A 13,787-nucleotide genomic window follows, 5' to 3' on the forward strand; every position below is an offset into this window, starting at 1 on the left:
TCCTCCAGTGCACCTAAAACTGTCCATTGCTTGCGAACGGGCAATGGCCGGGCGAATAAACAGCTCCATCGCGAAGTTACATTTCAGGCCTTCAGGGAATGATAACTTCATTGAAAAAGCACACGTTTTACGGCGGGCCGCCCATCGCGACCCGGACCGTTGCCTGGCTCAACATCGGCGTCCAGGCGGTCCTTCCGTTGACCCTGGCATTGGCCACGCCTTCAGCCAGTGCCGCCCCCACCACTGAACCGGCCAAGCGATCACCCGCGCCTTCCCGTCTTCACACCTTCGCCATGGGTGACACCCTGGCCTCGATCGCCATCCAATACGCCACCACCATCGCCACCCTGCGCAGCCTCAACCCCGGCCGTGACCTCGAGACCCTCAAGCCCGGCGATCGCTTGGTCGTACCCTCGGCCGCCGCGCACCCGCTGCCGAAGCTGAACTCGCCCGACCCGCAGGCCTCCACCGACGCCCAGGACGAACAGGCCCGCGAGCTCGCCGCCATGGCCAGCGGCACCGGCAACTTCCTCAGCAACAACCCTGACAGCGACGCCGCTGCCGCCATGGCCCGCGGTCTGGCCACCCGCGAGGCCAGCAGCCAGGCTCAGCAGTGGCTCAGCCGCTTCGGCACCGCCCGGGTGCAGATCGATGTGGACGACAAGTTCTCGCTGAAAAACTCCCAGGTCGAACTGCTCGCCCCGCTGCACGACACCCCCGAGCAGTTGCTGTTCACCCAGGGCAGCGTCCACCGCAAGGACGACCGCCAGCAGACCACCCTGGGCCTGGGCGTGCGCCGTTTCAACGACGGCTACATGCTCGGCGCCAATAGCTTTTTGGACTACGACCTGTCCCGCCAACACGCCCGTCTGGGCCTGGGGGTCGAGTACTGGCGCGACTTTCTCAAAGTCAACGCCAACAGCTACACCCGTCTGACCGGCTGGAAGGATTCGCCCGACGTCGAGGACTACCAGGAACGCCCGGCCAACGGCTGGGACCTGCGCACCGAGGCCTGGCTGCCGTCGATGCCGCAGCTCGGCGGCAAGCTCAGCTACGAGCAGTATTACGGCGATGAAGTCGGCCTGTTCGGCAAGGACAACCGCAAGAAAGACCCCAGCGCCGTCACCGTCGGTCTCACCTACACGCCCATCCCTTTGCTGACCCTCAGCGCCGACCAACGCAAGGGCAACGGCGGCAACGAGACCACCGTCGGTGCCGAGTTCAGCTACCAGATCGGCGAGCCCTGGGCCAAGCAGGTCGACCCCGCCGGCGTCGGCGCCCTGCGCACCCTGGCTGGCAGCCGTTACGACCTGGTCGAACGCAACAACCACATCGTCCTCGAGTACCGCAAGAAGCAGGTCATCCAAATGGCCGCCGCCGCCCACGTCAGCGGCCAAGGCGGCGAGACCAAATCCCTGAGCGTGTGGGTCAACAGCAAGTACCCGCTGTCGCACATCGACTGGACAGCCCCGGCGCTGCTGCAGGCCGGCGGCCGGCTCGTGCACGACGGCGGCCCCCACTACAGCGTGGTGCTGCCCGACTACCAAACCCAGCAAACCAACGTCTACACCCTCCATGGCGTGGCCGTGGACAGCAAAGGCAACCGCTCCGGGCGCAGCGAGACCCGCGTGACCGTCAACGCTCCCGCGGTCAGCACGCGCCACTCGACCTTCACCCCTGCCCATACCGTGCTGCCGGCCGATGGCAAGACTCAGCAAACCCTGACCCTCGCCATCCGCGACGAGCAGCAGCAGCCGGTGGACATCGCCTTGGCGGATATTCAGATCGCTGTCGCCGAGACGCAAACGCGCGCCGGCGGCATCGTGGTTTCGAAGCCTGAGCGTGTTTCGGCGGGCAACTATGAAGTACGGGTGACCGCGGGCAGCGCGCCGCAATCGATTACCTTGACCCCGTCCGTTCAAGGGACTGCGCTGTCGCAAGCGCAGGTCAGCACGGTCAGCTCTGTGCCGGACGACGGCAAATCCGCCTTCGCCGCAGACCGCAGCTCACTCCCGGCGGACGACAAAACCCATGCTGTACTCACCTTCACCGCTCAGGACGCCAATGGCGCACCGGTGGAGGGCATCGCCAAGCACCTGAAGTTCGCGGTGCACAGCGACAAGGGCAGCGCGTCGCCTCCGGATGTGACGGTGAGCCCCATCGTGGAAAGCGCCCAGGGCCGCTACACCGCGACGTTCAAGGGCAAATTGGTCGGCCGTTACACCGTCACCCCCCAGCTGGGCGGTAAGCCCATCGGCCGCCTCAACGCCGAGGTTGAGCTGCAGGCGTTGCGGCCCGTGCCGTCCACTTCGAAATGGGAGGCCAAGCCAGACATCATCCCGGCCAACGGCTCCGATCCCTCGACACTGACCTTCGTGGCCAAGGACATCAACGGTAATCCCGTCACCGGCCTGGGCAACCGGCTGGCAGTGAATGCCACCAATAGCAGCGGCCTGCCACCGGCACCTGACGAGCTCACCCTCGAGCCGATCCAGGAGAGCGGCAATACCGGCATCTACGTCACCACAGTGCGCGGCCTGCAAGCAGACACTTACACCTTTGTCCCGACCATCGGGCGCCAGCCGGTCAATGGCTTGAGTGCCACCGTGCAACTGAAGGCCTTGCCGCCTGCACTGGGCCGCTCGACGTTCGAGGCCGCACCGCCCAGGATCCCGGCAAGTGGCACCGACCCATCGACGCTGACTTTCACCGCCAGGGACGCAAACGACAAGCCCGTGGGAGGTCTCGCCGATCAGCTGAAGTTCGAACTGGCCAACGGCCCGGCCCCGGGCATTACGCTCGGCGACATTTCAGAAGCCAAGACCGGTGAGTACCGTGCAACGCTCCAGGGCACTATCCCAGGCCACTACACCTTCATACCGCACTACAACGGCGCCCCGTTCGGCACGCTGAAAGCCGACGTCGAGCTGCTGCCTCTGCCGCCAGCTGCAAGCCACTCGAAGTTTCAGATCAAGCCGGACACGATCAAGGCCAATTTGAAGGAGTTCTCCACCCTGAACTTCACCGCCAAGGACATCAACGACAAGCCGGTGAGTGGATTGGCCGATGCACTGACATTCATCGTCCGGGACGCCAGCAACCAACCACTGCCACCTGAGGGCTTCAAGTTGGACCCTGTGCAGGAAACCGTGGAGGGCAACTACCGCACCACGCTCAAAACGAAGATACCGGGCGACCTGACCATCACCCCTCGCGTTGAAAACGACTCGATGGATAGCCTGACAGCGGAGTTGACCGTATTGACGTTGCTGCCATCAGAGGCGCACTCCACGATCACGCTGTCGAACTCCAAAATATTCGCCGATGACGTGCACCAAGCCGCCATTACATTTGACGTGCGCAACGAGCTCGATCAATCGATAGCCGACCTGCTCGATCGGGTCTCGTTCCTCGTGACGGACAGCGCTGGAAAGCCCACGTCCGATGTCACGCTAAGCGCAGTCACATCAACGGCCAAGGGCTATCAGGTGCAACTGCAAGGGCCGAAGGTAGGCCGTTATGAAGTTGTCCCACGCCTGGATGGCATCAACATGAACTCATTGAAGCGCCCCATCGAGCTGATGAGTACCGAGATCGTGGCGCTGAATGCCGGCCGGCCCCGGCATCGATTTCCTGTAAGTACCGGGTTCCCGACTATCGCTCATTTGGAAGCCAGTTTTGTGGTGGAATTGGCAAACGGCGCCGACCCAGTGGATTACACATGGACTTCAACGGCAAGTTGGCTAACGCCCTCAAGCAATGGATACTTCGAGTTCACTGCGCAACCCAGTGATACCGACTCGGGCACGATAACGATTACCGGCGCTCGCAAGGGCAGCGCAGTGACACACCGTTATACCTTCAAGGTAAGTAACTGGTTCCATATGGCGCATGACTATATGGAACCTTGGAAGGACGCGATGAAAATCTGTAGTTCCCTGGGACTTGTACAAGTATCAAAAGCCGAAGCGACAAAAGGCGATAATGTTCGCGCCCTGGGCACCCCGACCTCAGAATGGGGCTATATGCAAATCAACTGGCTAACATATGAGGTCTGGCTACCTGATGCAGCGGGGCCAGGCATGCGTTGGATGCTGACGCCACAATATGCCGGGTTTCCAGTCGGGGGGACCCAGACGCGGCCTGATCATTGGTTCCGAGGCACCATCTGTCGCCAGCCAATAATGTAATCGCGCCGTGGTGAGCGCCGCTTTCTATTAGCCCATTCCCTCGCTTACAGCGTCACCGCCCACTGTAAGCGAGGGCCCGCACCCATACCGCCACGCCTTCAGCGCATGGCGTGATGCACCCAACGCACGCCCACAATGCATTTGCCCCCGGCGGCGAACCCATGGCATAGATGCAGGTCCACCTTACGATGTGCCTACCTCGAGCCTTCAGGAGACTTCGCCCATGAGCAAACCCTACGTCCCGCCCAAGGTCTGGACCCACGAGGCGCCGTCCGGCGGTCAGTTCGCCAACATCAACCGGCCTGTCGCCGGCCCCACCCACGAGCGGGCGCTGCCGGTGGGCAAGCACCCGCTGCAGTTGTACTCACTGGCCACGCCCAACGGGGTCAAGGTGACCATCTTGCTGGAGGAGCTGTTGGCTCTCGGCCATGCCGGCGCCGAGTACGACGCCTGGCTGATCCGCATCGGCGAAGGCGACCAGTTTTCCAGCGGGTTCGTGCAGGTCAACCCCAACTCGAAGATCCCCGCCCTGCTCGATCGCAGCGTCGAGCCGCCCGTGCGGGTTTTCGAGTCCGGTTCGATCTTGTTGTACCTGGCCGAGAAGTTCGACGCTTTCCTGCCCAAGGCCCCAGCTGCCCGGACCGAGTGCCTGAACTGGCTGTTCTGGCAGATGGGCTCGGCGCCTTACCTGGGCGGTGGTTTTGGTCACTTCTATGTCTATGCACCCGAGAAGTTCGAGTACGCCATCAATCGCTTCACCATGGAGGCCAAGCGCCAACTGGATGTGCTCGACCGACGTCTGGCCGAAAGCGACTACCTCGGCGGCGAGCAATACAGCATTGCCGACATCGCCGTATGGCCCTGGTATGGCCAGTTGGTGCGCGGCAACCTGTATGGCGCGGCAGAGTTTCTTGCTGTGCATGAATACCCCCATGTGCAGCGCTGGGCCGAGGCCATCGCCCAACGGCCGGCTGTGCAGCGAGGTACCCGGGTGAACCGGACCTGGGGGGATGAGCAAAGCCAGGTGCCGGAGCGGCATTCGGCGGCAGACTTGGTGTGAAATGCCTGGGCTGCCTTGCAGCCCATCGCAGGCTTGCCAGCTTCCACCGAGCAAGCGCCTACGGAACCTGTAGACGCTGACGAAGACTGCGGATGAGGCGCGTAGTGGCCTTCGCAAACCAGAAAAAACGCCATTCGAGGCGGTCTGAGCCTCGACCTCGACACATGCACTGACGCACGCATGCAGCGCACGAGACTGCCGCCGTGCAAATGACCATTGCCACGCTGCATGCCTGCGCCGGGCAAGGGCTTCTTGCTACACTCGCGCCACGAGTTTCCACCTGCATAACTGGTGACAGCATGATCGAGGTAACTGAGGTTTCCATTGCCGAGCTGCGCGACGCGCTCGAGTCCGGCCGCACGACGGCGGTTGAGCTGGTCAAGGCCTACCTGGCCCGCATCGACGCCTATGACGGAGCCGACACCGCCACTGCCCTGAACGCTGTGGTGGTACGCAATCCTGAAGCGCTCAAGGAGGCCGAGGCCTCCGACGCTCGCCGAGCCAAGGGCCAGACGTTGAGCCCGCTCGATGGCATCCCTTACACCGCCAAGGACAGCTACCTGGTCAAAGGCCTGACCGCCGCTTCCGGCAGCCCGGCTTTCAAGGACCTGGTGGCCCAGCGCGACGCCTTCACCATCGAGCGCCTGCGCGCCGCCGGTGCCATCTGCCTGGGCAAGACCAACATGCCACCGATGGCCAACGGCGGCATGCAGCGTGGCGTCTATGGCCGCGCCGAAAGCCCGTACAACGCCGCCTACCTGACCGCGCCGTTCGCCTCCGGCTCGTCCAACGGTGCCGGGACCGCCACCGCTGCCAGCTATTCGGCTTTCGGCCTGGCAGAAGAAACCTGGTCCAGCGGCCGTGGCCCTGCCTCGAACAATGGTCTGTGCGCCTATACCCCCTCGCGCGGGGTCATCTCGGTGCGCGGCAACTGGCCGCTGACGCCGACCATGGACGTCGTGGTGCCCTACGCCCGCACCATGGCCGATCTGCTGGAAATCCTCGATGTCGTCGTTGCCGATGACGCCGACAAGCGTGGCGACCTGTGGCGTCTACAGCCATGGGTGCCGATCCCGGCTGCGTCCTCGGTACGCCCGGCTTCCTACCTGGATCTGGCCGTCGACGCCAGCGCCCTCAAGGGCAAGCGTTTTGGCGTGCCGAAGATGTACATCAATGCCGACCCTGACGCCGGCACCTCGGAAAAACCTGGCATCGGTGGCCCGACCGGCCAACGCATCAATACCCGCGCCAGCGTCATCGACCTGTGGAAGCAGGCGCGTCAAGCCCTGGAAGCGGCCGGTGCCGAAGTGATCGAAGTGGACTTCCCGCTGGTGTCCAACTGCGAAGGCGACCGCCCGGGCGCTCCGACGGTGTACAACCGCGGCATCGTCTCCAAGGAATTCCTGCATGATGAACTGTGGGAACTGTCCGGCTGGGCCTTCGATGACTTCCTGCGCGCCAACAATGATCCGAAGCTCAACCGCCTGGCCGACGTCGACGGCCCGCAGATCTTCCCCCACGACCCGGGCACCCTGCCCAACCGTGAGGACGACCTGGCGGCCGGCATGGATGAGTACGTCAACATGGCCAAGCGCGGCCTGAAGACCTGGGATCAGATCGAGACCCTGCCGGACGGCCTGCGTGGGCTGGAAAAGACCCGCAAGATGGACCTGGAAGACTGGATGGACAACCTGGGCCTGGACGCGGTGCTGTTCCCGACCGTGGCCGACGTGGGCCCGGCCGATGCCGACGTCAACCCAGTATCGGCAGATATCGCCTGGAGCAACGGCGTCTGGGTCGCCAACGGCAACCTGGCCATCCGTCACCTGGGTGTGCCCACTGTCACCGTACCCATGGGCGTGATGGCCGACATCGGTATGCCGGTCGGTCTGACCTTCGCAGGCCGTGCCTACAGCGACAATGCACTGCTGAGCTTCGGTGCCGCCTTCGAGGCCACCGGCTCGCGTCGCATGATTCCGCCGCGCACCCCGCCACTGGGCTGATCCAACGCCTGGCTGGAAACAGGTTTATCCGCAAGCACTGAATCGGTTGCTTCGCGGATAAACCCGCTCCCACTACGATCATCGCCAACGCGCAAACGGGCACAGCCCGATACACCTGAAAAAACGCCCTTGCCCCGCGATTGCGTCTGCCGGAACAATGAAGCATCCCTTTGGAGAGCCCACATGTCCCTGCACATCCAGACGCCCCTGATCGAATCCCGTCCTCTCTCGCTGATCGCCGGCCGCTCGGTCTGGCTCAAGCTCGAAGCCCTGCAGCCGTGCGGCTCATTCAAGCTGCGTGGCGTTGGCCATGCCTGCCAGGTCCATCATGCCCGCGGTGCGCGCCACTTCGTCTCGTCCTCCGGTGGCAACGCGGGGTTGGCTGTGGCCTATGCCGGGCGCAAGCTCGGCGTGCCGGTGACCGTGGTGGTGCCAGAAACCACCACCGAACGCGCCAAGGCGCTGCTGCGCCTGGAAGACGCCAAGGTCGTGGTGCACGGCAGCTCCTGGCAGGAGGCCAACGAACTGGCGCAGACATTGGTCGGGCCAGACGATGCCTTCATCCACCCGTTCGACGATCCACTGTTGTGGGCCGGTCATGCCAGCATGATCGACGAAGTCGCCCGCGCCGGCATGAAGCCCGATGCCGTGGTGCTCTCGGTGGGTGGCGGCGGCCTGCTCAGTGGCGTGGTCGAAGGACTCGAACGCAACGGTTGGCACGACGTGCCGGTGCTGGCGGTGGAAACCGACGGTGCGGCCTCGTTGCATGCAGCCCTTGAAGCCGGACAGACCGTGGAACTGCCACGCATCACTTCGGTGGCCACCTCCCTGGGCGCCAAGCGCGTCGCAGAACAGGCGCTGGCCTGTGCACAGCGTCACCCAGTCGAAAGTTGCCTGGTCAGCGACCGCGCCGCGCTGCAGGCCTGCGAGCGTTTTTTACTGGATCACCGCGTACTGGTCGAGCCGGCCTGCGGCGCGGCACTGGCCTTGGCCTACCAACCCGAGGCCGTGGCGGCGTACCGCAATGTCCTGGTGATCGTCTGCGGCGGGGCCACCGCCACGCTGGAGCAGATCCAGGCGTGGCTGGCGGCCCAGGGCTGAACGGCGCTCAGCGATCGCTGCGCCGCGGGGTACCGCCATGGCTGTGCTGGCCACCGACCCGGGCCTTTTCTGCCCGGTCGGTCTTCACATCCTGGTTGGTGCCGCCCTTGCGGCCGGCATCGTGGACTTTCTGTGGGTCGTCGGCAAAACCGTGGGAGCTTTCGTGATGCTTGGTCATGGGGTTCTCCTCATGGATCAGTTCTGAAGGTTCGAGCCCCACGGCACATGCCCTGCTCCCTCCTTCCGACAGATGGCGGCGCAAACCCTGTGACCGCAACGGTCACATTCATCTGCTCAACTGGGTCTGCCACGAGGCTGCAGATACCCTGATGAGGCTCCTCTGACCGAAGCGACCGATGCCTTGATGGCAAAGGGACAACAAATACACGTGCAACTCGGACGAAATGCGCCTTCGACCCTTTCGATCCGGGGCAAGTGAAGGCACAATGCGTGTCCTTTTTTTGGCCGGCCTGGCCGGGGGCCTTTAAATGATCAAGACGCCGTACTACCTCATCGATAAACAAAAGCTGCTGGGCAACATGGAAAAGATTGCCTACGTGCGCGAACACTCCGGGGCCAAGGCCCTGCTGGCACTCAAGTGCTTCGCCACCTGGTCGGTGTTCGACCTGATGCAGCAGTACATGGATGGCACCACTTCTTCGTCGCTCTACGAGCTCAAGCTAGGTCGCCAGAAGTTTGCCGGCGAAACCCACGCCTACAGCGTGGCCTGGGCCGACGACGAGATCGAGGAGATGCTCGAGAACTGCGACAAGATCATCTTCAACTCCATCGGCCAGCTGCAACGCTATGCCGAACAGTCCCAGGGCAAGGTGCGCGGTCTGCGCGTCAACCCGCAGGTGAGCAGCTCCGACTACCTGCTGGCCGACCCGGCACGCCCGTTCAGCCGTCTGGGCGAATGGGACCCTGAGAAGATCGAGAAGGTGATCGAACAGATCTCCGGCTTCATGTTCCACAACAACTGCGAGAACGGCGATTTCGGCCTCTTCGACAAGATGCTCTCGCACATCGAGGAGCGCTTCGGTCACCTGCTGCACAAGGTCCAGTGGGTCAGCCTCGGTGGCGGGATCCACTTCACCGGCGAAGACTATGCCCTGGACGCATTCTGCGCGCGCCTGAAGGCCTTCTCCGAGAAGTACGGCGTGCAGGTCTACCTGGAGCCCGGCGAAGCAGCCATCACCCAGAGCGCCTCGCTGGAAGTCACCGTTCTCGACACCCTGTACAACGGCAAGCACCTGGCCGTGGTCGACAGCTCCATCGAAGCGCACATGCTCGACCTGTTGATCTATCGCCTCAACGCCAAGATGGCCCCCAACAACGGCGAGCACACCTACATGGTCTGCGGCAAGTCGTGCCTGGCCGGCGATATCTTCGGCGAGTATCAGTTCGACAAGCCTCTGGCTATCGGTGACCGCCTGTCGTTCGTCGATGCCGCCGGTTACACCATGGTCAAGAAAAACTGGTTCAACGGTCTGAAAATGCCGGCCATCGTGGTCAAGCAGCTCGACGGCAGCGTCGAGGTGGTGCGCGAGTTCGGTTTCGAAGACTACGTTTCCAGCCTGTCCTGAGGCAGGCCCTTTCAGTAAGGAGCAAAAGGTAAATTGAAGAAGAACGTTCTTATCATTGGTGCAGGAGGTGTCGCCAAGGTGGTGGCCCACAAGTGCGCACAGCATAACGACGAGCTCGGTCGTATTGCGATTGCGTCACGGAACATCTCCAAATGCCAGGCCATCATCGACAGCGTCAAGGCCAAGGGTAGCCTCAAGGTACCCGCCGACATCCAGGCCTTCTCGCTCAATGCCCTCGATGTCGAGGCAACCAAGGCGCTGATCCGCGAGACCGAATCGCAGATCGTGATCAACGTCGGGTCCGCCTTCCTCAACATGTCGGTGCTGCGTGCCTGCATCGATACCGGCGCCGCCTACCTGGACACCGCGATCCACGAAGAGCCGGGCAAGATCTGCGAAACGCCGCCTTGGTACGGCAACTACGAGTGGAAACACCTCGAAGAGTGCCAAGCAAAGAACATCACCGCCATTCTCGGCGTCGGCTTCGACCCGGGTGTGGTGAACAGCTACGCCAAACTTGCGCAGCAACAGTATTTCGACCGCATTGACTCGATCGACATTCTCGACGTCAATGCCGGCTCCCATGGCAAGTACTTCGCCACCAACTTCGACCCGGAAATCAACTTCCGCGAATTCACAGGTCAAGTCTGGAGCTGGCAGAACAGCCAATGGACCAGCAACAAAATGTTCGAGGTCAAGCGCACCGACGACCTGCCGGTGGTGGGCTCGCAGAACCTCTACCTGACCGGCCACGATGAAGTCCACTCGCTGTCGAAGAACCTCGACGTGCCGAACATCCGCTTCTGGATGAGCTTCGGCGAGCATTACATCAATGTGTTCACCGTCCTGAAGAACCTGGGCCTGCTCTCCGAGCAGCCGGTCAAGACCGCCGAAGGCCTGGAAGTGGTGCCACTCAAAGTGGTCAAGGCCGTGCTGCCTGACCCGTCCTCGCTGGCTCCGGGCTACACCGGCAAGACCTGCATCGGTGACCTGGTCAAGGGCACCAAGGATGGCCAGCCGCGTGAAGTGTTCATCTACAACGTGGCCGACCACGAAGAGGCGTTCGCCGAGACCGACAGCCAGGGTATTTCCTATACCGCTGGTGTGCCGCCAGTGGCCGCGGCCCTGCTGGTCGCCCGTGGCGAATGGGATGCCAAGCGCATGGTCAACGTCGAGGAGCTGCCGGCCGAGCCGTTCCTCAAGGCGCTGGACGTGATGGGCCTGCCGACCCGCATCAAAGACGAAAAAGGCGATCGTCCTTGGGACGCTGAAGCCTAAGCAGCAAACAGAAGGGGCGCCAGATGGCGCCCCTTCTGCGTGTGGCCAGTGCCCACAGACGCCCCACTGCGCACGGTGCTCTTTTTGAAGTCGCAACGCTCTCACAGGCTCGCCCGCTACTTGCGCGCCTCCAGGATCAGGTTGAACGGTGTCTGCGTCGCCCGCCGGAACCGCGTGAACCCCGCCTCCTCGAACACCGCCCGCAGCCGCGCCTCGCCGGCCTGGGCCCCCAGCCCCAACCCTACCTCCTGAGACAGCGAGTTGGGGGTGCAAATGAATGTCGAGGCCGCGTAGAACAACCGCCCCACCGGGTTCAGGTTGCCTTCCAGCGAATCCTCCGCATAGGGCTCGACCAGCATCACCGTGCCGTCGTCCTTGAGCGCGTGGTAGGCATGCCTGGCCGCACCGACCGGATCCCCCATGTCGTGCAGGCAATCGAAAAAGCACACCAGGTCATGATCATGCCCCGGATAGTCCTTGGCCGAGGCCTGGGCAAAGCTGACCTGCCCGGCTACGCCCGCCTCCTCGGCACGCGCAGTGGCGGTCGTGATCGAGGGCCCATGGTAGTCGTAGCCGATAAAGCGAGACGCGGGAAAAGCCTGGGCCATGACGATGGTCGAGGCGCCGTGGCCGCATCCCACATCGGCCACCTTGGCTCCGGCCTGCAGCTTGGCGGTCACCCCCTCCAGCGCCGGTAGCCACTCAGCCACCAGGAAGGTGCGGTAACCGGGCCTGAAGAAACGCTCGGTGCCGCTGAACATGCACGGATGATGGTCACCCCAGGGCAGCCCTCCATCGCCACGCATGGCGGCGATCAGCTTGTCTTTGTCATGAAACAGTGCCGCTACCACCGACGCGCCGCCGGCCATGTAGGCTGGCGACTCCTCGATGGCCAGGGCCAGAGCCTGCTCTTCGGGAAGACTGAACGTACCGTCGTGGTGAACCATGTAGCCGGCTGCTACCTGGGCGCTGAGCCATTCTCGCAGCAGCCGTGGATGACAGCCGGTTCGCTGAGCCAGCACCTCGGGGGTCACGGGTTGGCTATCGGCCATGGCCCGATACAGCCCCAGCTCATCGCCCAGGATCACGTTGGCCAGTGTCGCCGCCGCGCCCATGTCGCCCACCAGCTTGCCCATGAACTCGTGAAGTCTTGCCTCGTCCATGACCTGCCCTCCTCTGCAAGAAGGCCACCGTCGGCGACGTCCGGGCCGGGAGGCGGTGGTCGGATGGATGATTGCCGGGCCTGCGCGAAACAGGCCCGGGCTTTAAGTCTAGACGAGCATGGCAAGTGCCACCGCCGGCACCGAAGGCTTGGCCTTACTGCCTGGCACCGTCCAGTTTCTCCACCAATGCCTTGGCCAGCGCCTTGTCGGAGAACGGGTTCTGTCCGGTGATCAGCTCACGGTCGATGACCACATGGGGCGCCCAGGCCTTCGCGTAGCTCATGTCGCCGCCCGCCGCAGCCATGGCCTTGGCCGGGTAGAACTGCAGGCGTTGATCTTTGAGCGAACTTTCGAACACTTGTTCTTCCGGATCCGAGAAGATCGTCATGCGATAGCCCTGGTACACCCAGTCACTGGCGGCCGGCGTCTCGCCGCGTGCCAAGGCCGCGCGGTAGGCAACCGGGTCCTGCTGGGCCGACAGCAGGGTGATCGGGCCATGGCAGATCGCGGCGGTCGGTTTGCCTGCCTGATGGAAGTGGCGCAGCAATGCCCCGACGTCAGGGTTGTTGGCAAGATCGATCAGCGGCGCATGGCCACCGGGGATGAACAGGCCGGCGTAACGGTCCAGGTCACCCGCCAACACCTCCTTGACCGGCAAGGTGTCGTCGATGCCCGGCAGACTCTGCACAATCTTGTGAATACGCTGCATCTCGGCCGCATCGCCACCGAAATACTGCGGGTCGACCGAACGCTCATCGACGCTCGGCGCATTGCCCTTGGGCGTCACCAGCACCAGCGTGTAGCCGGCCTTGAGCAGTTGGTCGGCCGGCACGCCGAACTCGTTGAGGTAATAGCCGGTCGGGTACGGTTTGCCGTCCTTGAGCTGCAGTTGATGCTCGCTCGACAGCAAGACCAGCACCTCGCCTTTGGACGCGGCAGTGGCCTGGCCGGCCAGCAATGCGCCAGCCACCGTGAGCGCCAGGGTGGAAATCTTGTTCATGGTCAGGTTCCTGTTCAGGCGAAGGGGACAATGTCGAGTGGGTGGGCAACGCGGACCTGGGTCGGTGCAGCCACCCAGTCAGCGGTGGCAGCGCGATAGGCCTGGTAATGAGCACTGTTGCGGTGTGCATCGATGGCCGCCGAGTCGACATACAGCTCGAACAGGTCGAAGGCCAGTTCGTCTGCTTCACGAACGAACAGGTCATAGCGCAGGTTGCCGGGCTCGGCGCGCGAGTGCTCCACCATCACCCGCAGGGCCTGTTCCACCGCGTCGCGGTGTTCGGGCTTGGGGAAAATAGTGGCGAAGATGCTGATAGGCATGACTGGACTCCAAGGTCGGTATCGGTCAGTGAGGCCATGCTATCGACTGCGCTATGATTCGATAATTCTAAAGATCTAATTTCAGC

At 63.2% G+C, this 13,787-nt stretch carries 10 protein-coding genes; 6 read left to right on the plus strand and 4 right to left on the minus strand.

Going from position 1 to position 13,787, the window contains the following annotated elements:
• Positions 1-110 precede the first annotated feature (110 nt).
• The 4 genes from J5X93_RS15445 to J5X93_RS15460 all read left to right on the plus strand — a co-directional run bounded on the left by J5X93_RS15445 (position 111) and on the right by J5X93_RS15460 (position 8,354).
• The gene (locus J5X93_RS15445) at positions 111-4,190 is read left to right on the plus strand and encodes an inverse autotransporter beta domain-containing protein (protein WP_250342644.1); all 4,080 of its coding nucleotides are present in this window, start codon (positions 111-113) and stop codon (positions 4,188-4,190) included.
• 223 nt (positions 4,191-4,413) lie between these two features.
• Positions 4,414-5,250: a glutathione-dependent disulfide-bond oxidoreductase gene (yghU, locus tag J5X93_RS15450; protein ID WP_090344847.1), complete on the plus strand. Its 837-nt coding sequence runs from the start codon at positions 4,414-4,416 to the stop codon at positions 5,248-5,250.
• A 299-nt stretch (positions 5,251-5,549) separates the two neighbouring features.
• Positions 5,550-7,253, plus strand: coding sequence for an amidase (locus J5X93_RS15455; protein WP_043215839.1), 1,704 nt, complete (start codon positions 5,550-5,552; stop codon positions 7,251-7,253).
• A 183-nt stretch (positions 7,254-7,436) separates the two neighbouring features.
• The gene (locus J5X93_RS15460) at positions 7,437-8,354 is read left to right on the plus strand and encodes a pyridoxal-phosphate dependent enzyme (protein ID WP_182942973.1); all 918 of its coding nucleotides are present in this window, start codon (positions 7,437-7,439) and stop codon (positions 8,352-8,354) included.
• Positions 8,355-8,361: 7 nt separating this feature from the next.
• Here the strand turns inward: J5X93_RS15460 and J5X93_RS15465 are convergent, their stop codons facing one another.
• The gene (locus J5X93_RS15465; RefSeq protein WP_070571654.1) at positions 8,362-8,532 is read right to left on the minus strand and encodes a KGG domain-containing protein; all 171 of its coding nucleotides are present in this window, start codon (positions 8,530-8,532) and stop codon (positions 8,362-8,364) included.
• 310 nt (positions 8,533-8,842) lie between these two features.
• Between J5X93_RS15465 and nspC the strand changes: the two genes are divergently transcribed.
• On the plus strand, positions 8,843-9,940 hold the full coding sequence (gene nspC, locus J5X93_RS15470; protein WP_043206869.1) for a carboxynorspermidine decarboxylase: 1,098 nt from the start codon (positions 8,843-8,845) through the stop codon (positions 9,938-9,940).
• A 33-nt stretch (positions 9,941-9,973) separates the two neighbouring features.
• The gene (locus tag J5X93_RS15475) at positions 9,974-11,218 is read left to right on the plus strand and encodes a saccharopine dehydrogenase family protein (protein WP_043206871.1); all 1,245 of its coding nucleotides are present in this window, start codon (positions 9,974-9,976) and stop codon (positions 11,216-11,218) included.
• A 116-nt stretch (positions 11,219-11,334) separates the two neighbouring features.
• On the opposite strand, the gene J5X93_RS15480 is transcribed toward J5X93_RS15475, so the two are convergent.
• The 3 genes from J5X93_RS15480 to J5X93_RS15490 form a co-directional block, all read right to left on the minus strand.
• Entirely contained in the window at positions 11,335-12,381 is a 1,047-nt protein-coding gene (locus J5X93_RS15480) for a class I SAM-dependent methyltransferase (RefSeq protein ID WP_090344841.1), read from the minus strand.
• Between the two features lie 154 nt (positions 12,382-12,535).
• A complete protein-coding gene (locus tag J5X93_RS15485; protein WP_182942971.1) occupies positions 12,536-13,381 on the minus strand; it encodes a type 1 glutamine amidotransferase domain-containing protein in 846 nt (281 codons plus the stop codon).
• A 14-nt stretch (positions 13,382-13,395) separates the two neighbouring features.
• Positions 13,396-13,701, minus strand: coding sequence for a putative quinol monooxygenase (locus J5X93_RS15490; protein WP_090344839.1), 306 nt, complete (start codon positions 13,699-13,701; stop codon positions 13,396-13,398).
• Positions 13,702-13,787: the final 86 nt, after the last annotated feature.

Origin of the sequence: Pseudomonas sp. BYT-1 (assembly GCF_023611805.1) — a bacterium.
Classification (GTDB): Bacteria; Pseudomonadota; Gammaproteobacteria; order Pseudomonadales; family Pseudomonadaceae; genus Aquipseudomonas; species Aquipseudomonas guariconensis.